24 protein-coding genes are annotated in these 24,100 nt (G+C 73.5%); 14 read left to right on the top strand and 10 right to left on the bottom strand.

Annotated features, from left to right (window positions below; all coding sequences use genetic code 11):
- Nucleotides 1-194 precede the first annotated feature (194 nt).
- Complete coding sequence (locus tag OHU34_RS23455) at nt 195-1,157, bottom strand: DUF3027 domain-containing protein (protein ID WP_020130255.1); 963 nt, start codon at nt 1,155-1,157, stop codon at nt 195-197.
- Between the two features lie 387 nt (nt 1,158-1,544).
- Between OHU34_RS23455 and OHU34_RS23450 the strand changes: the two genes are divergently transcribed.
- The 4 genes from OHU34_RS23450 to OHU34_RS23435 all read left to right on the top strand — a co-directional run bounded on the left by OHU34_RS23450 (nt 1,545) and on the right by OHU34_RS23435 (nt 5,152).
- Nucleotides 1,545-2,978 carry an MFS transporter gene (locus OHU34_RS23450; RefSeq protein WP_200839710.1) on the top strand — a complete coding sequence of 478 codons (1,434 nt, stop codon included), beginning with the start codon at nt 1,545-1,547 and terminating at the stop codon, nt 2,976-2,978.
- 74 nt (nt 2,979-3,052) lie between these two features.
- Nucleotides 3,053-3,565, top strand: coding sequence for a hypothetical protein (locus OHU34_RS23445; RefSeq protein WP_020130257.1), 513 nt, complete (start codon nt 3,053-3,055; stop codon nt 3,563-3,565).
- Nucleotides 3,535-4,284: a futalosine hydrolase gene (locus tag OHU34_RS23440; RefSeq protein WP_200839711.1), complete on the top strand. Its 750-nt coding sequence runs from the start codon at nt 3,535-3,537 to the stop codon at nt 4,282-4,284. The genes OHU34_RS23445 and OHU34_RS23440 overlap by 31 nt, the downstream gene beginning before the upstream one ends.
- Nucleotides 4,274-5,152, top strand: coding sequence for a 1,4-dihydroxy-6-naphthoate synthase (locus OHU34_RS23435; protein ID WP_405768149.1), 879 nt, complete (start codon nt 4,274-4,276; stop codon nt 5,150-5,152). The genes OHU34_RS23440 and OHU34_RS23435 overlap by 11 nt, the downstream gene beginning before the upstream one ends.
- 41 nt (nt 5,153-5,193) lie before the next feature.
- Here the strand turns inward: OHU34_RS23435 and OHU34_RS23430 are convergent, their stop codons facing one another.
- The gene (locus tag OHU34_RS23430; RefSeq protein ID WP_020130260.1) at nt 5,194-5,577 is read right to left on the bottom strand and encodes a cold-shock protein; all 384 of its coding nucleotides are present in this window, start codon (nt 5,575-5,577) and stop codon (nt 5,194-5,196) included.
- A gap of 181 nt (nt 5,578-5,758) precedes the next feature.
- On the opposite strand from OHU34_RS23430, the gene OHU34_RS23425 reads away from it, so the two are divergent.
- On the top strand, nt 5,759-6,010 hold the full coding sequence (locus OHU34_RS23425; RefSeq protein ID WP_020130261.1) for a hypothetical protein: 252 nt from the start codon (nt 5,759-5,761) through the stop codon (nt 6,008-6,010).
- Here the strand turns inward: OHU34_RS23425 and OHU34_RS23420 are convergent.
- Nucleotides 5,986-6,633, bottom strand: a complete 648-nt coding sequence (locus OHU34_RS23420) for an HAD family hydrolase (protein WP_142264905.1) — start codon at nt 6,631-6,633, stop codon at nt 5,986-5,988. The two genes, OHU34_RS23425 and OHU34_RS23420, sit on opposite strands and share 25 nt — an antisense overlap.
- Before the next feature lie 23 nt (nt 6,634-6,656).
- Nucleotides 6,657-7,655, bottom strand: coding sequence for a hypothetical protein (locus tag OHU34_RS23415; protein ID WP_405768145.1), 999 nt, complete (start codon nt 7,653-7,655; stop codon nt 6,657-6,659).
- A 185-nt stretch (nt 7,656-7,840) separates the two neighbouring features.
- Here OHU34_RS23415 and OHU34_RS23410 point away from each other — a divergent pair, with 185 nt between their 5' ends.
- Nucleotides 7,841-10,507, top strand: coding sequence for a helicase-associated domain-containing protein (locus OHU34_RS23410; RefSeq protein ID WP_405768142.1), 2,667 nt, complete (start codon nt 7,841-7,843; stop codon nt 10,505-10,507).
- A gap of 96 nt (nt 10,508-10,603) precedes the next feature.
- On the opposite strand, the gene OHU34_RS23405 is transcribed toward OHU34_RS23410, so the two are convergent.
- Entirely contained in the window at nt 10,604-11,158 is a 555-nt protein-coding gene (locus OHU34_RS23405; protein WP_200839712.1) for a hypothetical protein, read from the bottom strand.
- Nucleotides 11,159-11,319: 161 nt separating this feature from the next.
- Here OHU34_RS23405 and OHU34_RS23400 point away from each other — a divergent pair, with 161 nt between their 5' ends.
- Nucleotides 11,320-12,966, top strand: coding sequence for a DNA repair helicase XPB (locus OHU34_RS23400; protein WP_142264908.1), 1,647 nt, complete (start codon nt 11,320-11,322; stop codon nt 12,964-12,966).
- 1 nt (nt 12,967) lies between these two features.
- Here OHU34_RS23400 and OHU34_RS23395 read toward each other — a convergent pair whose 3' ends face one another.
- Entirely contained in the window at nt 12,968-13,150 is a 183-nt protein-coding gene (locus OHU34_RS23395; protein WP_020130267.1) for a hypothetical protein, read from the bottom strand.
- A gap of 350 nt (nt 13,151-13,500) precedes the next feature.
- On the opposite strand from OHU34_RS23395, the gene OHU34_RS23390 reads away from it, so the two are divergent.
- Entirely contained in the window at nt 13,501-15,573 is a 2,073-nt protein-coding gene (locus OHU34_RS23390; RefSeq protein WP_405772339.1) for a HelD family protein, read from the top strand.
- Between the two features lie 188 nt (nt 15,574-15,761).
- Here OHU34_RS23390 and OHU34_RS23385 read toward each other — a convergent pair whose 3' ends face one another.
- A complete protein-coding gene (locus OHU34_RS23385) occupies nt 15,762-16,472 on the bottom strand; it encodes a copper homeostasis protein CutC (protein WP_142264910.1) in 711 nt (236 codons plus the stop codon).
- Nucleotides 16,473-16,594: 122 nt separating this feature from the next.
- On the opposite strand from OHU34_RS23385, the gene OHU34_RS23380 reads away from it, so the two are divergent.
- Entirely contained in the window at nt 16,595-17,239 is a 645-nt protein-coding gene (locus OHU34_RS23380) for a hypothetical protein (RefSeq protein WP_405768138.1), read from the top strand.
- Entirely contained in the window at nt 17,236-17,745 is a 510-nt protein-coding gene (locus OHU34_RS23375) for a GNAT family N-acetyltransferase (RefSeq protein WP_020130271.1), read from the top strand. Before OHU34_RS23380 ends, OHU34_RS23375 begins: the two co-directional genes overlap by 4 nt.
- A 48-nt stretch (nt 17,746-17,793) precedes the next feature.
- On the opposite strand, the gene OHU34_RS23370 is transcribed toward OHU34_RS23375, so the two are convergent.
- Complete coding sequence (locus OHU34_RS23370; RefSeq protein WP_142264911.1) at nt 17,794-18,060, bottom strand: DUF4031 domain-containing protein; 267 nt, start codon at nt 18,058-18,060, stop codon at nt 17,794-17,796.
- 7 nt (nt 18,061-18,067) lie between these two features.
- Nucleotides 18,068-18,451: a hypothetical protein gene (locus OHU34_RS23365; protein WP_142264912.1), complete on the bottom strand. Its 384-nt coding sequence runs from the start codon at nt 18,449-18,451 to the stop codon at nt 18,068-18,070.
- Nucleotides 18,452-18,506: 55 nt separating this feature from the next.
- On the opposite strand from OHU34_RS23365, the gene OHU34_RS23360 reads away from it, so the two are divergent.
- Genes OHU34_RS23360 through OHU34_RS23350 form a run of 3 tightly spaced genes read left to right on the top strand, consistent with a single transcriptional unit; the run spans nt 18,507 to nt 21,855 of the window.
- Entirely contained in the window at nt 18,507-19,400 is an 894-nt protein-coding gene (locus OHU34_RS23360; protein ID WP_405768135.1) for a MurR/RpiR family transcriptional regulator, read from the top strand.
- Between the two features lie 51 nt (nt 19,401-19,451).
- A complete protein-coding gene (gene murQ / locus OHU34_RS23355) occupies nt 19,452-20,387 on the top strand; it encodes an N-acetylmuramic acid 6-phosphate etherase (RefSeq protein WP_365118893.1) in 936 nt (311 codons plus the stop codon).
- Nucleotides 20,388-20,403: 16 nt separating this feature from the next.
- Nucleotides 20,404-21,855: a PTS transporter subunit EIIC gene (locus OHU34_RS23350; RefSeq protein ID WP_405768133.1), complete on the top strand. Its 1,452-nt coding sequence runs from the start codon at nt 20,404-20,406 to the stop codon at nt 21,853-21,855.
- On the opposite strand, the gene OHU34_RS23345 is transcribed toward OHU34_RS23350, so the two are convergent.
- Nucleotides 21,788-23,338, bottom strand: coding sequence for a subtype B tannase (locus tag OHU34_RS23345; RefSeq protein WP_142264916.1), 1,551 nt, complete (start codon nt 23,336-23,338; stop codon nt 21,788-21,790). The two genes, OHU34_RS23350 and OHU34_RS23345, sit on opposite strands and share 68 nt — an antisense overlap.
- Before the next feature lie 178 nt (nt 23,339-23,516).
- Between OHU34_RS23345 and OHU34_RS23340 the strand changes: the two genes are divergently transcribed.
- Nucleotides 23,517-24,092, top strand: a complete 576-nt coding sequence (locus tag OHU34_RS23340) for a hypothetical protein (RefSeq protein ID WP_054243911.1) — start codon at nt 23,517-23,519, stop codon at nt 24,090-24,092.
- Nucleotides 24,093-24,100: the final 8 nt, after the last annotated feature.

The raw sequence follows: 24,100 nt of genomic DNA, 5'->3' as shown, positions 1-24,100 counted from the left end.
CGGGCCTGGGCCGGGGCCGCCTTGGCGCTGGGCGCCCTGAGGACCGGGCTGAGCGCCTGGCAGGCGGCCGATGCGGCCCCGCAGGGCCGGATCGCCCGGAGAGCCCGCGCGGCACCGCAGAAACCCGGCCGGCCCCGGTAGGGAGCCGGATCGGCCCCGGTGGGAGGACGGCACGGTCCCCGGTGGGGGCGGGGCTAGGAGTGGCCCAGTTCTGCGGTGTCCTCGTCCGTTTTCTCCGGGACCGAGCCCGAGTCCGCCGCCGGGCGGAGGGGGAACGGGTCGACCCGGGTCTCGTCGATCACCGGCGGAGCGGGCCGCGGGGGCGTCGGCATGACCGCCGCCTCCGAGTGGCCGCCGCAGCCGTACGCCAGGGAGACCACCCGGCCGTCGGCCGGGGAGAACTCGTTGGCGCAGACGCCGAAGGCCTGCCCGAGGGAGCCGCCGATCGGAGTGAGGAAACCGCAGCTCACACAGGACGCGGGGGCCGCCTGGGCCATGGGCGTCTTGGGGCCGAAGCCGTCCTCCCAGCGGTCGGCCGCGGTGTGCAGGCCGTAGCGGGAGAGGACCCGGGCGCGACGCAGGCCCAGTTCCTCGGCGACCGCGGCGATGGTGCCCCGGCGCGGAGCCGACGGAAGGGCCGCGGGCGGGGCCGGCGTCACCTCCGCGTCCTCCGCCTCCACCAGCTCGGCCATCTCCTCGGAGAGGGGCGAGTTCGGCGTCGGCTCGTCCGAGTCGAAGTAACCCGGCTGGAGGCGCGGATCGTCCTCACCGGTGTAGCCGGGCTCCAGACGCAGATCCTCCGCGTCCGTGGGGAGGAGGTCGCCGGGGCCCATGTCGCCGGGGCGCAGCCGGTCGCTCCACGGAACCCATTCGGGAGCCAGGACCGCGTCCGGGCCGGGAAGCAGGACCACCTCGTCGAGCGTGACGACCTTGGCGCGCGAGGCCCGCGCCACCGTCGCCGCCCAGCGCCAGCCGCGGTAACCCAGTTCCTTGCACTCGAAGTAGTGGGTGACCACCCGGTCGCCCTCGGAGAGCAGCCCCGCATGCTCGCCGACCACGCCGGGGGCGGCTGCCTCCTCGGCTGCGGCGCGTGCGAGGTCGACGGCCTCGGCGCACAGGCGGTCGGGGGTGCGGCTTCGCGTGGTCGCTGCGCTCACAGGTATCGCTTCTCTCCTACGCCGTCTCTCGGTGCGCCGGCCTGAAGGCGGCGGGTGCGGACGGAGCGGCTGGGGGTACCTCCCAGGCTCTTCAAGCACTGGGGGAGTGCCGCGTCGACGTCCGCGCCCGATCGCGCTCGGGCGCACCTGCTGTCATCCATTCTGCGGGATGGCCGGGAGGCGCGCGGCCGAGAACAATCGCCACGGCGCGCTACGCACGCTACCTGCTCGCGGACGCTCGGCCTACACCGACGGGACGTTTCCCGCTCACAGAAGCCGCCGAACCGCCGCCGAACCCTCTCCCGACCGGCCCGGCGCGGCGACGATCACACGCCCATACGCGCGGTAACCGCACTACGTACCGCTTTTCCGGGGCACTATGACGGGGTGGCAGCCGCGAGGACACCCCAGGGCGCCACCGGGATCGGTGCGACGAAGGGGAACAAGGGGAGGAGCCGGGTGAGCGGTTCGGGCCGGATCAGCGGGTCCGTCCGCGCGGTCGGCCGTGCCCTGCACTTCCCGTTCACCGGCACCGCCCGCGGGATCCGGAAGGCCACCCACGCGCACGGCGCCGGCGAGTCCGGCCTCGGCAAGCTGATCGAGCTGCACGGCGTGAACGGCGCCGGCGATGTCATGATCACCATCGCGCTCGCCTCCACCGTGTTCTTCTCGGTGCCCACCGACGAGGCCCGCGGGCGGGTCGCGTTGTACCTCGCCATCACCATGGCCCCCTTCACCGTCCTCGCCCCCGTGATCGGCCCCCTGCTGGACCGGCTCCCGCACGGGCGGCGCGCCGCCATGGCCGGGTCCATGCTGGCCCGCGCGCTCCTCGCGCTCGTGCTGTCCGGGGCCGTCGCCACCGGCAGCATCGAGATGTATCCGGCCGCGCTCGGCGTCCTCGTCTCCTCCAAGGCGTACGGCGTGGTCAGAAGCGCCGTGGTGCCCCGGCTGCTGCCGCCCAGGTTCTCCCTGGTCAAGGCCAACTCGCGGGTCACCCTCGGTGGTCTCCTCGCCACCGGGATCGCCGCGCCCGTCGGGGCGGGACTGCAGGCCCTCGGGCCGCGCTATCCGCTCTACGGCGCCTTCGTGATCTTCGTGGCCGGTACGTTCCTGTCCTTCTCGCTGCCCCGCAAGGTCGACTCCGCCAAGGGCGAGGCCGTGGCGCTGCTCGCCGCCGACGAACAGCATCTGCACGGCCCGCACCGGCAGCCGGTGAAGCGGCCGGGCCTCAGGACGGTCGGCATCGCCGTCACGCACGCCCTCGCCGCCAACGCCGCCCTGCGCTGGCTGTCCGGGTTCCTGACCTTCTTCCTGGCGTTCCTGCTGCGCGAGCACCCGCTGACGGGGCAGAGCGCGGCCGTGTCGCTGGGCATGGTGGCGGTGTCGGCGGGCGTGGGCAACGCGCTCGGGACGGCGGTGGGGGCGTGGCTGCGTTCCAAGGCCCCGGAGCTGATCATCGTGACGGTCGTCGCCGTCGTGCTGGGCGCGGCGATCACCGCCGCGGTGTTCTTCGGGGCGTTCCTGGTGGCGTGCATGGCGGCGGTCGCCGGGTTCTCGCAGGCCCTGGCCAAGCTGTCCCTTGACGCGCTGATCCAGCGGGACGTGCCGGAGCTGGTGCGCACCTCGGCGTTCGCCCGCTCGGAGACGCTGCTCCAGGTGTGCTGGGTGTTCGGCGGCGCGGTCGGCATCGTGATGCCGCTGAACGGCGCGCTGGGCCTGTCGGTGGCCGCCGCGGTGGTCGCGCTGGGCTGGCTGACGACGGTCCGCGGTCTGCTGTCCTCGGCGCGGCACGGGAGCGGTGCGAAGCCCCGCGTGGCGTAACCGCGTGGCGTAACACACAGCCACGTCGCCCCCCACGTAAAGAGACGGCCGGGCGTGCCCGATAGCCTTCCGCCATGACCACGATGCCCCGCGGCGGAGCCGCTGATGTACCTGGCGTTGCGCGACGCCGCCGCGTCGTCGCCGCCGCCGGCGCCGTTTCCGCCGGCCTGCTCGTCCTGTCGGCCTGCGACAAGCCGACGCCGCTCTCCACGATCACCGTCGGCCGCACCTCGGTCAGCTCCGAGGCCACCTGTGGCGGGGAGGGTGACACCCTCCAGGCCGCCGCGCTGACCAAGTGCCTCGCGGACAAGGACATCAAGTCGATCACCGTCGACCCGGACGAGACCGTCCGCTTCGGCGTCGACCCCGACGTGGCCGACAAGCGCTGGACGATCCTGATGAACGGTCAGCCGCTCACCGAGGACAGCGACAAGACCTACCGCACGATCCCGGGCAGCGTGTTCTTCAACGCCCAGTACGGCGCCCAGGGCGACTCCACCCTCGTCTCCATCAAGGCCGGCGACGGGAAGAAGGACAGCCAGGCGGTGACCGGCCTGTGGTCGTTCAAGCTCAAGAAGGACGACTGACCACGTCCCGCACCCGCGTCCTCGTGGCCACCGCCGTCCCCGCCGAACGGGACGCGGTGGCCCGGGCGCTGTCCGGGCCCGGCCGCGAGATCCGGCTGCCGGGGGTGACCCTGCACCGCGCGGACGAGCCCTGTGACCTCCTCGCCGCCGGGGTCGGCCCGGCCCTGGCCGCCTCCTCCGTCTCGGCCGCCCTCACGGTCGCCGCGCTGAGCGGCGACCCCTACGCTCTCGTCGTCTCGACGGGCATCGCCGGCGGCTTCGCGCCCGACGCCCCCGTCGGCTCCCTGGTCCTCGCCGACGAGATCACCGCCGCCGACCTGGGCGCCGAGACCGCCGACGGCTTCCTGCCCGTCACCGAGCTGGGCTTCGGCACCGTCACCCACCGTCCGCCCGAGTCCCTCGTACGAGAGACCGCGGCCGCCACCGGGGCCCTGACCGGCGTCGTCCTGACCGTCTCGACGGTCACCGGCACCGCCGCCCGGGCCGCCGCCCTGCGCGCGCTGCACCCGCGCGCCCTCGCCGAGGCGATGGAGGGCTTCGGGGTCGCCGAGGCCGCCGCCGCGCACGGCGTACCCGTGCTGGAGATCCGCGCGGTCTCCAACCCCGTCGGCCCGCGCGACCGCGACGCCTGGCGCATCGGCGCCGCGCTCGCCGCCCTGACCACGGCCTTCGGGAAGCTCACACCCGTCCTGGAGAGTTGGAACCCACATGACCGGTGACGATCTGAAGATCGCGTACTCGCCCTGCCCGAACGACACGTTCGTCTTCGACGCCCTCGCCCACGGCCGGGTGCCGGGCGCGCCCGGCTTCGACGTGACGTTCGCGGACATCGACATCACCAACGGCATGGCCGAGCGCGGTGAGTTCGACGTGCTGAAGGTGTCGTACGCCGTGCTGCCGTACGTCCTCGACGCGTACGCGCTGCTGCCGTGCGGGGGCGCGCTGGGCCGGGGCTGCGGCCCGCTGGTGCTGACGCGGGAGGGCGGGAGCGCCGGGGGCTCCGACGCGGTCGGCGGTGCGGGACTGACCGGCCGCACGGTCGCCGTGCCGAGCGAGAGGTCGACGGCCTACCTGCTGTTCCGGCTCTGGGCGGCGGAGCAGGTGCCGGGGGGCGTCGGCGAGATCGTCGTCATGCCGTTCCACGAGATCATGCCGGCCGTGCGGGACGGAAAGATCGACGCGGGGCTGGTGATCCACGAGGCCCGCTTCACCTACCGCGACTACGGGCTGCACAAGCTCGCGGACATGGGCGAGCACTGGGAGTCCACGACCGGCCTGCCGATCCCGCTCGGCGCCATCATCGCCAAGCGCTCACTGGGCACGCAGGCCCTCACCCGGCTCGCCGACTCGATCCGCGCCTCCGTACGCGCCGCCTGGGACGCCCCCGAGGTCTCCCGCCCGTACGTCATGGAACACGCCCAGGAAATGGACCCGTCCGTCGCCGACCAGCACATCGGTCTGTACGTCAACGAGTTCACGGCGGACCTGGGCGAGGACGGCTATGCGGCGGTCAGGGGATTGCTGACGCGTGCGGCGGCCGAGGGGCTGTTGCCGCCCCTCGGCCCGGATGCACTCGATTTCCCGTAACGCCCTCGCGGGGATACCGATTTTCCGCCCGGCGGTACCGGTCAGACGTCCAACTGGTCGGCGACCGCGCGCAGCAGTCCGGCAATCTGCTTGCCGGAGGTCTTCTCCGGGTATCGGCCCTTCTCGAGCATCGGCGTGATGTTCTCGAGGAGGGTGGTCAAGTCCTGCACGATGGAAGCCAGTTCGTCGGGCTTCTTGCGCTGTGCGGCGGCGACCGAAGGGGTCGGGTCGAGAATGACGACGGAGAGGGCCTGGTCGCCGCGCTGTCCGGCGACGACGCCGAACTCCACTCGCTGGCCCGGCTTCAGTGCCTCGACTCCGGCAGGCAGGACGGAGGAATGGACGAAGACGTCACCGCCGTCGTCACGGGAGAGAAAGCCGAAGCCCTTCTCGCTGTTGAACCACTTGACCTTGCCGGTAGGCACGTCTGTCCTCGTCCTCGTACTCGTCGGAAAGCTGCTTCTCGACACCGAAACAGCTCTGAACGGCTCTGGATAGCACTCGGGCGGGTCGACCACGACCCGCCGGTACCAAGGCTAATGGTCTTCGGGCCGGTGACAAGACGTCCCCCGGTTGTTCCTTCGCGCAGGGAACTACCCTGGTCCGGTGCGTGACAAAACCCAAACGAATTCCGCCGCTCCCGGTGACCGACTGATCCGTGCCGGCGCCATCGTCTTCTTCGTCGGCGCTGTGGCCACACTGGTCACAGTCGCCCCACTCCTCCTCGATACGACGCCTTTTCCGACCTACATGTTCGGCTTGAGCATGCTCATGGGCGTCGGATTCCTCGTCGCGGGCGCCGGCGTCCTGCAATCGGTCGCCGCGGGCCGGCGTCAGGCGCGGGGCGCCGCGCGGTAGGCATCGAGGTGACCGGCCAGCCAGGCCGGGAACTCGGTGAGGTCGGCGAGCACGACATCCGCACCGGCCGTCCGCAGTTCCTCCGCACCGATCGGCCCGGTCGGCACGGTCACCGACAGCGCCCCGGCGGCGCGCGCCCCGCGGACGTCGCCCACGTGGTCGCCGACGTAGACGCTCGCGCCGTGCTCGCGCAGCGCCTCCGCCTTCTGTTCGGCCCACAGGTTGCCGATGACCGCGTCGGGACCGAGGCGCAGATGCTCCACCTGGAGCTTGGCGTTGGGCTCGTGCTTGGCCGTGACGACGATCGCCCGCCCGCCGGCCGCCCGCACCGCCGCGACCGACTCGCGGGCGCCGGGCAGCGCGGTCGCGCCGGTGACGCCGTGCTCGGGGTACAGCGAGCGGTACAGGTCGGCGACGGCCGCGACCCGCTCCGCCGGGTACCAGTGGGCCAGCTCGGTCTCGGGCGGCGGACCGAGCCGGGTGACCACCAGATCGGCGTCGATGTACGTCCCTGTCCGCTCGGCGAGCGCCACATAGGTGGCGCGGATACCGGGCCGGGAGTCGATGAGGGTCATGTCGAGGTCGAAGCCGACGGTGATCACGGGTGACGTCATACGGCCCATTCTGCCTGGCCGGTACACCCTTCCTACCTCGGCTTCTGTGACCGCCAGACCAGGAACAGCGCCGACGCGACGGCCGCGCCCCGGATCACCCACGGCCAGGTCTGGGCGACGGCGTCGTTCATGTGCCCGTCCGCGATGGGGTCGCCCCAGCGCCCCTCGGACCGCCCCCACAGCCAGACGAGCCCGGCCGTGAGCGCGAGCCCCGGCAGCCACATGACGGCGAACTTCGTCTCCCGTTCGGTCAGCCGGCGCGAGGCGTAGGCGAGGAGCCACCCCAGGATCAGCCCGAACCAGTTCCCCAGCGCCGCGCCCACGACGAGACAGGCGGCGGCGATCAGCAGGAGGGGGTTGCTCCAGCGAGCCCGCTCACCGGAGGGCGAGCGCCGAAGGAGGCGCAGCCGGCGCCGACGGCCACCGCCCTCGTCCGCCTCCCCCTCGACCTCTTCCGCACGCTCCTCCCCCGCCGCTTCCTCGTCCTGCGGTTTCCCGGGCCGCGGGGGCTTGAGCAGGTCCGGGATCTCCACTCCGCCGACGAACCCCGGCACGTCCTCGCCGATGCCCAGCGGAGTCGGCTCGCTCAGCCACCAGTCGGGCGCCTCGCGGCTGTCGCCCAGCTCGTGCGCGGGGGCGCGGTGCGGCGGTGACGCCACGTCGGAGGGGGCAGCGGGAGGCGGCGTGCCGGTCCGGGGCCGCGGCACGACCCGCCGGATCCCCTTCGGCCGCTCCGGCTCCTCCTCGCGGTCGCGCTGCGCGGGCACGGAGGGCGCGGGCGTCTGCGGCGCGTCCCCGGCCCGGCCGGCCGCCGCGGCCGCGACGATGTCGTCCGGGCTGCCGAGGCGGTCGATGATGCGGCGGACGGCGGCGGGCGAGTCGACGACCGCCTTCGCGCGGCGCCGGTCGATCTCGTTGCGCAGCTCGGAGACGAGCCGCATCCGGGTGGCCGACGACAACTGCCGCTGTTGCGCGACATCCCCGACCCGGCTCAGATACTCGTAGACGACTTGGTCGCTCTCGATCCCCACGGGAAGAAGCTACCGCTTCTCCTCACCCCCACCGCCTCCTCCGGACCGACGGGCGGGGCGCCGGCGGTCGAGCGCCGGTCCGGACATCCGGCCCGTCCGGCGATCGAGGACGAGGCCCCTTCAGGGCCGAAGCGGGGGTCCGGGGGCGCAGCCCCCGGGGGACGCCAACCGCTACCGTGGGCAAGATGAGCACCGAGGACCAGCGGGCCCCCCGCTCCCTAGCGGCAGCGCTCCGCGCCCGGGACGACACTTCCCTTGCCGTACTCCTGCGCGCCCGCCCCGACCTCATCACCCCGGTCCCCACCGACCTCACCCAGCTCGCCACGCGCGCCGGCACCCGCGCCTCCGTCGTCCGCGCGCTGGAGCGGCTCGACCGGTTCGCCCTCCAGACCGCGGAGGCGCTGGCCGTGGCCGGCGACCCGGCGACGTACGCCGAACTGCTCGGGCTGATGGCCGGCGACGCCCGCGACCGGGCGGTCGTCGACGCCCTGCCCGGCGCCCTGACGGCCCTGCGGGAACAGGCCCTGGTCTGGGGCGACGAAGGCAACCTCCGCCTCGTCCGCACCGCCCTTGAACTGCTCGCGCCGTCCGCGCAGCACCCCTCCCCGACGGGGCTCGGGCCGAGCGTGCGGGAGGCGACGGCGGGCATGTCACCGGGCCGGATCCAGGAGCTGGTCGCGGCGGCCGGGCTGCCGTCCACGCACGACTCGGTGTCCGCCGTCGGCGCGCTCACCGCCCTGTTCACGCACCGCAAGAAGATGGCCGCCCTGCTCGCGAAGGCGCCCGCCGACTCCGTCGACGTCCTGAAGCGGCTGATGTGGGGGCCGCCGTACGGGCAGGTCACGGCGGATCCGGCGGCGCGGCTGCGCTGGCTGCTCGATCGCGGACTGCTGCTGCCCACGGCGCCCGGGACCGTCGTCCTGCCGCGCGAGGTCGCCCTGCATCTGCGCGAGGGCCGGGCCCACCGCACGGCCGAACCCGTGCCGCCCACCGTCGAGCCGGTCGCCACGCATCGTCCCCAGGTGGTGGACGCGACGGCGGCCGGACAGGCGTACACGACGCTGGCGACCGTGGAGGAGCTGCTGAAGGACTGGCACGAGGGCGGCCCCGCGGTCCTGCGGGCCGGCGGGCTGAGCGTGCGCGACCTCAAGCGGACGGCCGTCGCCCTCGACGTGTCCGAGCCGATGGCCGCGTTCTGGGTCGAGCTGGCGTACGCGGCCGGACTGCTCGCCTCCGACGGGGAGGCCGACGAGCGGTACGCGGCCACCCCGGAGTACGACGAGTGGCTGGAGCGGCCGCCCTCCGACCGGTGGGCGCAGCTCGCGCAGGCGTGGCTGGCGGCGACCCGGACGTCCGGGGTGGTCGGCGGCCGGGATCTCAAGGAGCGGGCCCTGTCGGCGCTGGGGCCGGGCCTGGACCGGTCCGCCGCGCCCGAGGTGCGTCACCGGGTGCTGACCCTGCTGGCCGGGCTGCCCGAGGGTGCCGTCCCGGACCCGGAGGCGGTGCTGGCCCGGCTGCGCTGGGAGCGCCCGCTGCGCGGAGCGCAGGGACAGCAGGGCCCGCAGGGGCAGCAAGGGCAGCAAGGGCAGCAAGCTGCGCAGGGGGCTCAGGGCGACGACGACCTGCGCTCCCGGCTGGCCCGCTGGACCCTGACGGAGGCCGAACTCCTGGGCGTGACCGGCCGGGGCGCGCTGTCGGCGCACGGACGGGCCCTGCTGGGCGCGAGGTCCGCGCCCAGACCCCCCGCCACCGCCACCCCCACTCCCACTCCCACCGCGCAGGACGACCCGACCGGACGGAGCGGTCCGGCCGGTCCGGCCGGTCCCGGCGACAAGCTGCCCGCCCCGCACCGCGCGGCCGCCGCCGCCGGATCCACGGCCACGCCTCTCTCGCCTCCCGAGCAGGCCGTGGCCACCGCGGCCGCCGCCCGTCTGCTCGCCCCGCTGCTCCCCGAGCCCCTGGACCACGTCCTGCTCCAGGCCGACCTGACCGCGGTCGCCCCCGGCCCGCTGCGGCGCCCGCTGGCCGACGTGCTGAGTGTCCTCGCGGACGTCGAGTCCAAGGGCGGCGCGACCGTCTACCGCTTCACCCCAGGCTCGGTGCGCCGCGCCCTGGACGCCGGCCGCAGCGCCTCCGACCTGCACGCCTTCCTCACCGAGCACTCCCGTACACCGGTTCCGCAACCGCTGGCGTACCTGATCGACGACGTGGCCCGCCGGCACGGCCATCTGCGGGTGGGCGCGGCCTCGGCCTACGTCCGCTGCGACGACGACGCCCTGCTGAACGAGATCCTCGCCGACAAGCGCGCCGCCGCCCTGCGCCTGCGCCGCCTGGCCCCGACGGTGCTCGCGACCCAGGCCGACCCGGCGGCCCTCCTCGATGGCCTGCGCGCGATGGGCTTCGCGCCCGCCGCCGAGTCGGCCGAGGGGGACGTCCTGATCACCCGCGCCCATGCCCACCGCACCCCGCCGCGCACGGCTCCCGAGCCGGTGCCGGACGGTCCGCCGGTGCCGGACACCACGCTGCTCACCGCGGCGATCCGCGCGATCAGGGCCGGCGACCTGGCCGCCACGACCCCCCGCAAACCGACGGAGGACGCCGCCCCGCTCGCCCCCGGCGAACTCCCCCGGACCAGCTCCGCCGAGACCCTCGCCACCATGCAGGCCGCCGTCCTCACCGGCGAGGCCCTGTGGATCGGCTACGTCAACGCCGAGGGCACCGCCAGCCAGCGCGTCATCGCCCCGGTCCGGGTGGAGGGCGGCTTCGTGACGGCGTACGACCACACGGCGGACGAGGTCCGCACCTACCCTCTGCACCGCATCACAGGCGTCGCGGAACTGGCGGACGACTGACCCCGGCGGGCCCGCCGCCCGGCCGGAAACCAGCGGGCACACGGCAGTCGGGCCGGAAGCCGCCGATCGATGGTCGACGGGCCGGGGCCCGGCCGGTCAGCACTCGCCGATCGAGGCGTCCGCGGGCAGGCCGAAGTGGGCGCGGGCCGTGGCCTCCAGGGCGTGGGGCGACATCGGGTCCTGGAGGGAGGACCGGGTGAAGACGCCGAAGTGGGACTCCGTCCAGCGCCCGTACCCTTCGCCGTCCGGCGGCTCCTCCCGGGCGACGACCCGGTAGCCCCCGGCGGCCGCCTCGTCCCGCTCCAGCCGCACCACCTGCGGATACTGCCCGGCCCCGCACTCGACGAGGCTGTCGTCCTGCACCCCGTACTCGACGCACAGCGTGTTGACGCCGGCCCGCACCACGCCCGCGTGCTCCTCCAGTTCGAGGGCCTTCGCCTGGCAGAACCAGCGCGCCCCGAGCGCGGGCACGGTCTCGCCGTGACCGCTCCCCCGCGACTCCGCCGCGATCCTGGCCTCGATCACCGGCCGTACCTCGCTCCACAGCCCCCCGTCGATGCCCGCGGGCCACATCACCCAGGTGCCCGTGGCCGCCAGCACCGCCGCGGCTCCCACGCCGACCGCACCTCTGCGGAACGACAGGACCGACATACCGTGACTCCCCACCGCGTCGCGCCCATCGCGCTGCTCCCCCGGTCAGACCCACGAACGCAGGTCAGGGTTGCGCAGGGCCGCCGGGAAGAAGCGGGCCACCGCTACGGCGCGCCGTACGGCACACTGGAGGTTTGGCCCGTGCGGAAGGGATGGCGTACGTGAACGGACCGCTGATCGTCCAGTCGGACAAGACTCTGCTCCTGGAGGTCGACCATGAGCAGGCGGACGACTGCCGTCGTGCCATCGCGCCGTTCGCGGAGCTGGAGCGGGCGCCGGAGCACATCCACACCTACCGGCTGACCCCGCTGGGCCTGTGGAACGCGCGGGCCGCCGGCCACGACGCCGAGCAGGTCGTGGACGCGCTCGTGCAGTACAGCCGCTACCCGGTGCCGCACGCGCTGCTCGTCGACATCGCCGAGACGATGGACCGCTACGGCCGTCTGACCCTGAGCAAGCACCCGGCGCACGGGCTCGTGCTCACCACCACCGACCGGCCGGTGCTGGAGGAGATCCTGCGCTCCAAGCGGGTCGCTCCGCTGGTCGGCGTGCGGATCGACCCGGACAGCGTCGCCGTGCACCCCTCCGAGCGCGGGCAGATCAAGCAGACGCTGCTGAAGCTGGGCTGGCCGGCCGAGGACCTCGCCGGGTACGTCGACGGCGAGGCGCACCCGATCGAGCTGGACGAGGACGGCTGGGCGCTGCGGCCCTACCAGAAGCAGGCGGTGGAGAACTTCTGGCACGGCGGCAGCGGGGTCGTGGTGCTGCCGTGCGGCGCGGGCAAGACCCTCGTCGGCGCCGGGGCGATGGCCCAGGCGAAGTCGACCACGCTGATCCTCGTCACGAACACCGTCTCCGCGCGGCAGTGGAAGCACGAGCTGGTGAAGCGGACGTCGCTGACCGAGGAGGAGATCGGCGAGTACAGCGGGACGCGCAAGGAGATCCGGCCGGTCACGATCGCCACGTACCAGGTGCTGACGACCAGGCGGAAGGGCGTCTACCCGCACCTGGAGCTGTTCGACTCCCGGGACTGGGGGCTCATCCTCTACGACGAGGTGCATCTGCTGCCGGCGCCGGTCTTCAAGTTCACGGCGGATCTCCAGGCGCGCCGCCGCCTCGGACTGACCGCGACCCTCGTCCGCGAGGACGGCCGTGAGTCGGACGTGTTCTCCCTGATCGGGCCGAAGCGGTTCGACGCGCCGTGGAAGGAGATCGAGGCGCAGGGCTACATCGCGCCCGCCGACTGCGTCGAGGTCCGGGTCAACCTGACGGACTCCGAGCGGCTGGCGTACGCGACCGCCGAGGCGGAGGAGAAGTACCGCTTCTGCGCGACGACGGCGACGAAGCGGAAGGTGACGGAGGCACTCGTCCGCCGCTTCGCGGGACAGCAGATCCTGGTCATCGGCCAGTACATCGACCAGCTGGACGAGCTGGGCGAGCATCTGAACGCCCCCGTGATCAAGGGCGAGACCTCCAACGCGCAGCGCGAGAAGCTCTTCGACGCCTTCCGGGAGGGCGAGATCAGCGTGCTGGTGGTGTCCAAGGTCGCGAACTTCTCGATCGACCTGCCGGAGGCGACGGTCGCCATCCAGGTCTCGGGCACCTTCGGCTCCCGCCAGGAGGAGGCCCAGCGTCTGGGCCGCGTCCTGCGCCCCAAGGCGGACGGCCACCAGGCCCACTTCTACTCGGTCGTGGCACGGGACACCCTCGACCAGGACTTCGCCGCGCACCGCCAGCGCTTCCTGGCGGAACAGGGCTACGCGTACCGGATCATGGACGCGGACGAACTGCTCGCGGGTGGGGCCTGAGTCACCTGCGGCGGCGGACGCCCGCTTCCTCGCCGTACTCGCCCAGGATGATCACGTCGAAGGCGGCGCCCGCGAAGACCTTCACGGCGCGCAGGGCGTCGCCGAGGCGGTGGCGGTGTATGTCGGACAGGGAGGTCGCGCCGGACGGGCGACCGGGGGCCGGGGTCAGGGTCGCTGCACTCATGTCTCCATGATGGGCTCCGGGGCATAAAGCGGGCATCGGTCCCAGGTCCCCATTCGGCCTACTCCTCGGGTACACCTGCGGGCGGGGGTCTCCCCTACGGGACGGAGGGGCGTCGGGTAGGGGTCCCACGGGGGTGCGGCCGGTCCCATCGGGGGTACGGCCGGGTCCCGTCGGGGTGGCGGCCGGCTAAATGCGTTGGCACGCTCCTCCGCCGTTCACCTACAATCTCCGCTCTTGCCCGCCTCCCTTCCCGGAGTGCCGCCGTCCGGACGGAAACCGGACGGACCCACCGCAGCGCCCACCTCAGCCGGTCCGGAGGCACCCCCTTGTCCACGCCGCTCACGCCGTCCATGCCGTCCATGCCGTCCACGCCTGTCGACGACGATCCGCTCGCCCGCGAACGCGCCCACCTCGCCTCCTCCCGGGGTGCCCTGCGTGCCATGCGCGAGGACGCCGAGTCCCTCGACATCAGCGACGTCACCGCGAACTGGGTCAACGCCCAGATCCTGGAGCGCCAGATCGAAGAGCGGATCAAGGCGCTCGCCGACCTCAGCGACACCCCGCTGTTCTTCGGCCGGCTCGACTACCTGCACGCTCCCGGCGCCGAGCAGGCGGAGGGCGCGGAGGGGGAGCAGTTCTACATCGGGCGTCGGCATGTGCACGACGGCGACGGCGACCCGATGGTCATCGACTGGCGTGCGCCGGTCTCGCAGCCGTTCTACCGGGCCTCGAAGAAGGATCCGATGGACGTCGGGCTGCGCCGCCGCTTCGGTTACACCGGCGGCGCCCTCACCGCCTACGAGGACGAGCACCTGTCCGACCCGGCGGAGGCGGCACGGACCAGCAAGCTGCTCCAGCGGGAGATCGAGCGGCCCCGTGTCGGACCGATGCGGGACATCGTCGCCACCATCCAGCCCGAACAGGACGAGATCGTGCGCAGCGGGCTGGGCGGCACGGTCTGTGTCCAGGGAGGCCCGGGGACCGGTAAGACGGCCGTCGGTCTGCACCGGGTGGCGTACCTGCTGTACGCCCACCGCGAGCGGCTCGCCCGCACCGGCACGCTGGTCATCGGACCGAACCGGTCCTTCCTCCACTACATCGAGCAAGTGCTGCCCGCACTGGGCGAGTTGGCGGTACGCCAGGGCACGGTCGACGACCTGGTGGCCCATGTGGAAGTGCGCGGCACGGACGACGCGGCCGCGGCGGTCGTCAAGGGCGACGCGAGGATGGCGCAGGTGCTGCGGCGGGCCGTGTACGCGCACGTCAGCATGCCGAGCGAACCGCTCGTCGTCGTGCGCGGCTCGCGGCGGTGGCGGCTGCCGGCGTACGAACTCGAGGAGATGGTCCGGGAGTTGCTGGAGCGGGACATCCGCTACGGCGCCGCCCGCGAGGCGCTGCCGCAGCGCATCGCGCACGCCGTCCTGGTGCAGATGGAACGCTCGGGGGAGGCCCCGGACGACCGGGTGCAGGACGCCGTCGCCCGCAACAGCGCGGTGAAGGCGGCCGTGAAGGAGGTCTGGCCGGCCGTCGATCCGGCGAAGCTGGTGCTGCGGCTGCTCACCGACGCGGACTTCCTCGCCGAACACGCGAAGGGTGTGCTGAGCGAGGACGAGCAGAAGACGATCCTGTGGGCCCTGCCGGGATCCGGCAGAAGGCCCGCCCGGTCCGTGAAGGCGGCCCGATGGTCGGCGGCGGACGCGGTGCTGATCGACGAGGCGACCGACATCGTCGAGCGCACCCACTCCCTCGGCCATGTGGTCCTGGACGAGGCGCAGGACCTGTCCCCGATGCAGTACCGGGCGGTCGGCCGCCGCTGCACGACGGGTTCGGCGACCGTGCTGGGCGACCTGGCGCAGGGCACCACCCCGTGGGCGACCCGGAGCTGGCAGGAGGCCCTCGGTCACCTGGGCAAGGCGGACGCGGTGATCGAGGAACTGACGGCCGGTTTCCGCGTGCCGACGGACGTCATCACCTACGCGTCCCGCCTGCTCCCGCACATCGCGCCGGGCCTGACCCCCGTCGCCTCGGTCCGCGAGAACCCCGGCTTCTTCGACCTCCGGCCGGTCACCGGCACCGCCGAAACCGTCGCGGCCTGCGAGGAGCTGCTGCGCAACGAGGGCTCGACGGGCCTGATCGCGGCCGACGCCCGGATCCCGGTCCTGGCCGAAGCGCTGACCGCGTCGGGCATCGGCCACCTGGCCCCCGGCGAGGAGACCACGGCCGAGACCCGCCTCACCCTGGTCCCGGCGTCCCTGGCCAAGGGCCTCGAGTACGACTACGTCGTCCTGGACGAACCCCAGGCGGTGGTCGACGGCGAACCGGACGAGCGGACCGGCCTGCGGCGGCTGTACGTGGCGCTGACCCGAGCGGTATCGGGCCTGATCGTGACCCACACGACCCCCCTGCCACCCCAGCTCGCCTGAGCCACCCGAGACCGGCCCAGGACCGGACCCGGACCCGCACGGCCCCCGCCGTCGGCCCGCCCGGCGAGCCCGGGACCGGCGTCCGATCGCGCCGTGCACGGCCTCGGGGCCGGACCCGTTCGGCCGGTCGGCACCGGCACCGGCACGGCACCGGGCCGGGCCGGCTCAGCCCGCCCGGCCTGCTCGTCCTACGCGTTCGGCTCGCCGTCCACCGCTCGTCGCCACTCGCCCACGGCCTGCGCAGACACGGGCCCGGTCCAGCCCTCCGGTCGGGCCGCGCCGCCGATGTGGAAGGCGTCGACGCCGGCGGCCGTCAGCACCGGCACATGGTCGAGGCGCAGCCCGCCGCCGACGAGGAGCTGCTGTTCATAGCCCTGCTCCCCCTGCCGTGCCGCCTCCGCGAGCAGGGTGGGCAGGCCCGCGTCGACGCCGGTGGCGGAACCGGCCGTGAGATAGGTGTCCAGTCCGGGCAGGCCGTCCAGCTGCTTGCGCAGCGCGTCGCGGTCGCCGGCGTGGTCGAGGGCGCGGTGGAAGGTCCAGCGGCAGCCGTCCAGCTCGGCGACGACCCGCTCCACCGCGGCCAGGTCCACCCCGCCCTCCGCGTCGAGGAACCCGAGCACGAACTCGTCCGCGCCGGCCGCCCGCAGCTCGCCGGCGACCCGTACCAGGGAGTCGACCTCCTCGGCGGCTCCCGCCGCGAAGCCTTCGGAGCGTCTGAGCATCACGCGCAGGGAGAGGTCGACGGCGGCCCGGATCCCGGCGAAGACCGCGACCGGCGGGGTGAGCCCGTCGGCGGCCATGTCGGTGACCAGCTCGAGGCGGTCCGCGCCTCCGGTCCGGGCGGCGACGGCGTCCTCGACGTCGAGGGCGATCACCTCCAGAACTGCACGCTTGCTCATGGCACCCCATTCGTCTGCTTCATCGGCTGCGTCGGCTTCGCCGGCTTCATCGGGCGACTACAGGTCTAGTCCAATTCAAGAATACGCCGGAGAACCCCGTCCGTACGCGCGACAATGGGGCCATGGCCGATCTCGACGCCCTGCGCACCCGTTTCAGCCACACCCTGGACAGGACCCGGGGCCCGGCCGGTGGCCCGGACCCGGAGCCGTACGCCGACGACCTCCTCACCCGCTGGCAGGAGCCGCAGCGCCGCTACCACACGCTCACGCACCTCACCGAGGTCCTCGACCGCGTCGACGTCCTCGCGGAGCACGCCGCCGACCCGGACGTCGTCCGGCTGGCCGCCTGGTTCCACGACGCCGTCTATCTGCCCGACCGGTCCGAGAACGAGGAGCGCTCCGCCCGCCTCGCCGAGCGCGCGCTGCCCGAGGCGGGTGTGTCGCCGGAGCGGACCGCCGAGGTCGCGAGGCTCGTCCGGCTCACCGTCACCCACGATCCGGCCGACGACGACCTCGACGGCCAGGTCCTGTGCGACGCCGACCTCGCGATCCTCGCCGCGCCGCCGACCGCGTACGCCGCCTACACCGCCGCCGTCCGCGAGGAGTACCACTTCGTCCCCAGCGACGCCTTCCGGGCCGGCCGGGCGGACATCCTGCGCCAACTCCTCTCCCTGCCACGGCTGTTCAGGACGCCGTACGCGAGCGAGCGGTGGGAGGCCACGGCCCGCTACAACCTGCGGGGCGAACTGGAACTGCTCACCTCGTGACCACCGCGCGCATCCCCGCCGAACGCCTCACCCTCGAAGGCGTCACGCCCTCCGCCGCCGCCGGACTGCGGGCGGGCGGCGGCGGAGGCTTCGTGTGGCTCGACGGCGGACCGTTCGAGGGGACTCGGGACGCCGCGGGAATGATGGTGCGGGCGTACGTGTCCGGCACGCACCGGCCGGAGTTCGGCCTGTACGTCCTCGTACGGCGGGCGGACGGCCGGGCCGTCGGCAGCATGTGCTTCCACACGGCTCCGGACGAGGACGGCCGCACGGAGATCGGCTACGACCTGGTCGAGGCCGCCCGCGGCCACGGCTACGCCACCGAGGCGCTGCGCGCGCTGGCCGGCTGGGCGCTGGCACGCGACGACGTACGGCGCCTGTTCGCGGTCGTCGAGCACGCCAACGGCCCGTCCCGGGGTGTGCTGGAGCGGGCCGGGTTCGTCAAGGTGGCCGCGGGCGACGAGGAGGACGCGTACGAGCTGCGCGGGCCGGAGCACCTGCCGTAGGACGCCCCGCGCCGGCCTGCCCGCACCGCCCGCCCTGCGCCCCGGCGCCTACCCGCCGGCGCCCTTGCGTCTGCGCAGGCCGGCCGCCGTCAGCAGGCGCACCACCTCGCGGCTGCTCACCTCGACCGCGCCGGCCGCCACCACCTCGGCGTAGCGGTGCGACGGAATGTCGTAGTGATCGCGCTCGAAGGCACGCCGCGGGACGCCCAACCCCTCGGCGAAGAGGTGCAGTTCACCGTACGAGACATCGCTCACGAGGTGGGACCACATACGGCCGTGTCCCGGCCAGGCCGGCGGGTCGATGTAGACGGTCACGGGAGCCTCACGAGGACGGGTCGCCTCCCAGGGCCGGACCCAGCGAGCCCACCGAGGCGACCTTCACGCCCGCCTTGTGGCACACCCAGTGCGGGTCGGGCCCGAGTTCGGGCTCGACCTCGAGCGCGTGCGGGTCGCCGGAGCCGCAGACCGGGCAGATCGGCCAGCGCCCGTACCGCTCCAGCAGCGCGTCCTGCACGTCCTGCGCCACGAGTCCGGCCACGTACGGCACGCCGTCCGGCCACTGCTCGACCCACCAGCGCCGCTGCACGACGGAGTCCTCGACCAGCGACACCACGTCCGCGGCTGCGACCTCGCCCGAGGCCAGATCGGCCAGCACGAGGGCGCGTGCCGTGTGCAACGCCTGTTCCAGGGGGCTGATGGGGTCCATGCACCCATTGTGCGCACTCTTGACCCCGAGCCCGAACAGAAAATAGCTTTCAGAGGTGACCAAGGCAGTGAAGGAAACCTTCAGTCCCGACCCTGCCGCCCTCGCAGCCAAGGTCCGCACCCTGGCCCCTTCCCTGACCCGCTCCATGCGGCGCGTCGCCGAAGCCGTCGCGAACGACCCGGCGGGCTGCGCCGCCCTCACCGTCACCGGCCTCGCCGAACTCACCGGCACCAGCGAGGCGACCGTCGTGCGCACCGCCCGCCTGCTCGGCTACCCCGGCTACCGCGATCTGCGGCTCGCCCTGGCCGGGCTGGCGGCACAGCAGCGGTCCGGGCGGGCGCCCGCCCTCACCACCGACATCGCGGTCGACGACTCCCTGGCGGACGTGGTCGCCAAACTCGCCCACGACGAGCGGCAGACCCTCGCCGACACCGCCGCCGCCCTCGACACCGCCCAGCTGGAGGCGGCCGTCACCGCCGCGGCGGCCGCGCGGCGCATCGACGTGTACGGCGTCGGGGCGTCCGGGCTCGTCGCCCAGGACCTCACCCAGAAGCTGCTGCGGATCGGGCTCCTCGCGCACGCCCACAGCGACACCCATCTCGCGGTGACGAACGCGGTCCAGCTGGCCTCCGGTGACCTCGCGATCGCCATCACGCACTCCGGCGCGACGCGGGACGTCATCGAACCGCTGCGGGTGGCGTTCGAGCGCGGGGCCACCACAGTCGCCGTCACCGGACGGCCGAAGAGCGCGGTGACGCAGTACGCCGATCATGTGCTGGCCACCTCGACCGCGCGGGAGAGCGAGCTGCGCCCGGCGGCGATGTCGTCCCGCACGAGTCAGCTGCTGGTGGTCGACTGCCTGTTCGTGGGCGTGGCCCAGCGGACCTACGCGACGGCCGCGCCGGCGTTGGCCGCGTCGTACGAGGCGTTGGCCCACCGGCACCGGTAGACCGTGGAGGTGCAGACAGTTGCCCGACCCGCACCGGAAAGAGCCCTCCCGATGACCTCCCAGCCCGACCCCAGTGAGCTGCGCGCCGCGCTCGAATCCCTCACCACCGAGGCGTTCCGCCCCGACCTCGCCGAGATCGACCGGCTCCCCACCCTCGACATCGCCCACCTCATGAACGAGGAGGACACCGACGTCCCCGCCGCCGTCGGTGTGCGGCTTCCGCAGATCGCCGCCGTCATCGACGCGGTCGCCGCGCGCATGGCACGCGGCGGACGGCTGGTCTACGCCGGTGCCGGTACCGCCGGGCGGCTCGGGGTGCTCGACGCCTCCGAGTGCCCGCCGACCTTCAACACCGCGCCCGGCCAGGTCGTCGGACTGATCGCGGGCGGCCCGTCGGCCGTGGTCACCTCCGTCGAGGGTGCCGAGGACTCCGCGGAGCTCGCCGAGGCGGATCTGGCCGCCCTCGCGCTCACCCCCGACGACACCGTGATCGGCGTCTCCGCCTCCGGTCGCACCCCCTACGCCGTCGGCGCCGTGCGGTACGCGCGGGCCCGGGGCGCCCTGACCGTCGGGCTGGCCTGCAACCCGGGCAGCGCGCTGGCCGCCGCCGCCGAGCACGGGATCGAGGTGGTCGTGGGGCCGGAGCTGCTCACCGGCTCCACCCGGCTGAAGGCGGGCACGGCCCAGAAGCTGGTCCTGAACATGATCTCGACGATCACGATGATCCGGCTGGGCAAGACGTACGGGAACCTGATGGTCGACGTCCGTGCCTCGAACGAGAAGCTGCGCGCCCGTTCCCGGCGGATCGTGGCACTGGCCACCGGGGCGGACGAGCCGGAGATCGAGGCCGCCCTCGCGGCCACCGACGGCGAGGTGAAGAACGCGATCCTCGCCCTGCTGGCCGGGGTCGACGGGCCGGCGGCCGCCCGCCTTCTGGAGGAGTCCGGGGGACATCTGCGCGCCGCGCTCGGTGCGGCGCGCGGCTGAGCCGCACGCTCGGGGGGTGCGTATCGACTCCTCTTCCACAGCCGCCGCGATCCTGCCCCTGGTGGGCGGCCCGGCGAACGTCACGTCCGTCACCCACTGCATGACCCGGCTGCGGCTGGGCCTCGCCGATCCGTCCCACGCGGACGAGGACGCGCTGCGGGCGCTGCCCGGGGTGCTCGGGGTCGTCGTCGACGACGGCTCGTACCAGGTGGTCCTCGGGCCCGGCGTGGTGACACGGGTGACGGCCGAGTTCGAGCAGCTGCTCGCCCGGCCGTCCACCGCCGACGAACTGGGCGCGCGCGGGGCCGAGTTGCGGGAGGAGCGGCGCAGGGGCAACGCGACTCCGTTCAAGGCCGGTCTGCGCCGGCTGGCCGCCGTGTTCGTCCCGCTGATCCCCGCCCTCATCGGCTGCGGGATCCTCGCCGGGATCAACGGTCTGCTGCTCAACACCGGGTGGCTGCCCGGTCTCAGCCCCGCCCTGGCCGCCGTCGCCTCCGGCTTCATGGCGCTGATCGCCGTCTTCGTCGGCCACAACACGGCGAAGGAGTTCGGCGGCACCCCGATCCTGGGCGGTGCGGTCGCGGCGATCGTCGTCCACCCGGGGGTCGCGAAGGTGACGGCGTTCGGGGTGACCCTGGCCCCCGGACAGGGCGGGGTCCTCGGCGCGCTGGCGGCCGCGCTCCTCGCGACGCGCGTCGAGAAGTGGTGCCGTGGCCGGGTCCCGGAGGCGCTGGACGTGCTGCTCACCCCGACCCTGACGGTCCTGGTCGCCGGGCTCGGCACGCTGTACGGACTGATGTACGCGGCCGGAGTGGTGTCCTCGGCCATCGGCACCGGGGCGAACTGGCTGCTGGCGACGACGGGCGCCTTCGCGGGGCTGGTGCTCGGCGGCCTCTTCCTGCCGCTGGTGATGCTCGGCCTGCACCAGGCCCTCATCCCCATCCACACCACCCTCATCGACCAGCAGGGCTACACGGTTCTGCTGCCCGTCCTGGCGATGGCGGGCGCGGGCCAGGTCGGCGCGGCGATGGCGGTGTACGTACGGCTGCGCCACGACACCTCCCTCCGGACGACGATCAGGTCGGCGCTGCCGGCCGGGCTGCTGGGCGTCGGGGAGCCCCTGATCTACGGGGTGTCGCTGCCGCTGGGCCGTCCTTTCCTCACCGCCTGCGCGGGCGGGGCGGCCGGCGGCGCCTTCGTCGGCTTCTTCGCGATGCTCGGCGACAAGGTGGGGGCGACGGCGATCGGCCCGTCCGGCTGGGCCCTGTTCCCGCTGCTGGCGGGCAACCGGGGACTGGGCCTGACGGCGGCGGTCTACGCCGGCGGGCTGCTGACGGGGTACGCGGTCGGCTTCGCGGCGACCTACGCCTTCGGCGTCACCGACCGCGTGATGGCCGGCGCTACTTCCCGCGGGAGCCGGAGCGGGAGCGGAAGCCCTGGTGGCCCGACACCTCGCCGATCCAGCTGACGAAGTCGCCGGGATCCAGGTCGGCGCCGTGGCCGGCGTCCCAGTAGTAGGCCGTGTCGACATCGTCGCCGAGCGCGGTCAGGCGCGTCGCGAGATTGGCGGCCACCGACAGCGAGGTGTCGCTGTCCTTCGTGCCGAGCCGTATCCACCAGTGCTTCGCGCGGTGCGGGTTGACCTTGTCGACGAGGTGGTACATCGGGTTCATCAGGTGCAGCTTGGCGGGGAGGTCGGCGTCCAGGCGGGCGCTGTCGCCGGCCTCGTGGCGGAGGCTGTAGAGCGTGAAGTGGCGGGCCTTGGTGGTGCCGGTGCCGAAGAGGTTGCATTCGGGCGTGGACAGGTCGAAGCCGTCGAAGGAGGGGGCGTTCTTCTTGCGGGCTCCGACGTGGGTGAGGAAGTCCGCCCAGGTGAAGGTGGCCTTGCCCACGGACCAGGTGATGAAGGGGTTCGCGGCGAGGTAGGTGTCGCGAGCGGTGTCCGTCAGGGCCGCCAGGTACTTCGTGGCCGAGGGCTGGATGAAGGTCTCCAGCAGATAGGTGTCCAGGTTGCGGGCGGTGAGGGTGCCGTAGCCCTTGGCGCGCAGTTTCAGGGCCGCCAGGTAGGCCGTGAACTGTGCCTTCAGGTCGGCCGAGATCGGCGCGTCGACCGTGGCGCCGGAGGCGAGCGGGTTGGCTCCCCAGCACCACTCGTAGGCGGCGTCGGCGTGCTCCAGGTCGGTGATGGGGCACCAGTCGCCGCTGGCGAAGATGGCGTCGGAGGTGTCCGCCGCCCCGATCTCCGCGAGGTAGGGGTCGTACAGCGGGCTGTCGCCGGAGGCACCGAGCAGCGCGGAGAGGGCACCACCGGCACTGACGCCGCTGGAGACGATCCGCTCGACGTCGCCGGGGACACGGCCCTTGTTGAACTTCAGGTACCGCACCGCCGCCTTGAGATCGACGATCGCGGCGGGAGCCGTGCCGTAGTACGTGCCGTTCGCGTCGACGAGGCTACGGCCGCGGGCGCCGGGCTCCACGACGACGTACCCGGCGGCCAGCGCCAGCCCCTGCCGGCTGGTGCCGCCGCCCATCCCGGACGCGCTGATCCCGGTGGCGTTCGCGACGGAGGACGGCATGTAGCCGCCGACGGCGTTGGCGAACAGGATGGGCGCGTCGGAGGCGTCGACCGCGGTGCCGTCGATGGACACGGGGACGCTGACGTTCAAGGACTGGTAGGCCGCGTTCACCGGCGCGGCCACGTAACTGGCGACCTTGAAGAAGCGGTAGGTCACGCTGTGCGCGGTGCCGGTGGTGTCCTTGATGCTGATGGTCTGCTCGGTATAGGCGGTGGGGTCGAAGACCAGGGAGGCGTCGGCCGCCGCCCCGGAGCCGACGGTAGCCCCGCCCTTCCCGACCGTCCCGCCGTTCCCGACCGTCCCGTCCTTCCCGGCCGCGGCGGCCTCCGGGGCGAACCCGAGGGCGGGCACGGCTCCTGCCGCGGTGAGCCCCATGACCACAGTCCTGCGCTTCACTCGCTTCACATCCGTCTCTTGAGTAGGCAGCTCTTGCCGTCGCCCCCTTGCTACCACCCGCCCGCACTAATCGTCACCGAAATTGTCAACAATCACAGCTGCGTCGCGCAGATTGGCCGAGAGCCGTCACCCGCCGCGCCCGCCCTACCCTGGAGCCATGAACCACGCCCAGCTCACCGCGCTCGGCCGTGCCCTCCGACTCCTCGGCGAGCACGGCGAAGCGCTCAACGCCGACACCCCGGACACCCGGCTGCACGAGGTCAAGGCCGATCTGCGGCGTGCCCTGGACCTGCTGGACGACAGCGTCGTCGGCGCCACCCCCACCACCCGCTGCGCCGAGCACCCGCACGGCCCGGTCGACGAGGCGGCCCCCGACCTGTGCCTGCTCTGCGAGACCCGCCGCCGGGCGGCCCGCCGCGCCGAGTTCAACGGCCCCGCCCCGCAGGCCCCCTACAGCGCCCCCACCCCCTCCACCTCCCGTTACGGCACCCGCGCCGACCGCCCGCAGCCCCAGCAGCGCTGGCTGGCGGAGCTGTGGACCGGCCAGGAGTGGCAGCTCTGCGGGACACCGCGCAGGGACCGCCGCGAGGCCGAGCTCTACATCGCCGCCCTGCGCCGCGGATCCCGGCCCGCGATGGCCTACCGTCTGGTGCACGAGTTCACCGACTACGAAGTACTGCGCATCTGGGGCACCCCGGTGAAGGTCGACATCGAGCCCCTCGGCAACCTCTAGGCCCTCCA

Source organism: Streptomyces sp. NBC_00080, assembly GCF_045041255.1.
Taxonomy (GTDB): Bacteria; Actinomycetota; Actinomycetes; order Streptomycetales; family Streptomycetaceae; genus Streptomyces; species Streptomyces coriariae.
The sequence above is the reverse complement of the archived record's forward strand: the minus strand, read 5'-3'. Positions and strand labels throughout refer to the sequence as shown.

Coding starts and splice junctions, on each gene's coding strand:
- OHU34_RS23445 (WP_020130257.1), top strand. CDS start 3,053: ATGACCACGATGCCCCGCGGCGGAGCCGCTGATGTACCTGGCGTTGCG.
- OHU34_RS23435 (WP_405768149.1), top strand. CDS start 4,274: ATGACCGGTGACGATCTGAAGATCGCGTACTCGCCCTGCCCGAACGAC.
- OHU34_RS23420 (WP_142264905.1), bottom strand. CDS start 6,633: ATGGGCCGTATGACGTCACCCGTGATCACCGTCGGCTTCGACCTCGAC.
- OHU34_RS23410 (WP_405768142.1), top strand. CDS start 7,841: ATGAGCACCGAGGACCAGCGGGCCCCCCGCTCCCTAGCGGCAGCGCTC.
- OHU34_RS23405 (WP_200839712.1), bottom strand. CDS start 11,158: ATGTCGGTCCTGTCGTTCCGCAGAGGTGCGGTCGGCGTGGGAGCCGCG.
- OHU34_RS23395 (WP_020130267.1), bottom strand. CDS start 13,150: ATGAGTGCAGCGACCCTGACCCCGGCCCCCGGTCGCCCGTCCGGCGCG.
- OHU34_RS23390 (WP_405772339.1), top strand. CDS start 13,501: ATGCCGTCCATGCCGTCCACGCCTGTCGACGACGATCCGCTCGCCCGC.
- OHU34_RS23385 (WP_142264910.1), bottom strand. CDS start 16,472: ATGAGCAAGCGTGCAGTTCTGGAGGTGATCGCCCTCGACGTCGAGGAC.
- OHU34_RS23380 (WP_405768138.1), top strand. CDS start 16,595: ATGGCCGATCTCGACGCCCTGCGCACCCGTTTCAGCCACACCCTGGAC.
- OHU34_RS23365 (WP_142264912.1), bottom strand. CDS start 18,451: ATGGACCCCATCAGCCCCCTGGAACAGGCGTTGCACACGGCACGCGCC.
- murQ (WP_365118893.1), top strand. CDS start 19,452: ATGACCTCCCAGCCCGACCCCAGTGAGCTGCGCGCCGCGCTCGAATCC.
- OHU34_RS23345 (WP_142264916.1), bottom strand. CDS start 23,338: ATGGGGCTCACCGCGGCAGGAGCCGTGCCCGCCCTCGGGTTCGCCCCG.
- OHU34_RS23340 (WP_054243911.1), top strand. CDS start 23,517: ATGAACCACGCCCAGCTCACCGCGCTCGGCCGTGCCCTCCGACTCCTC.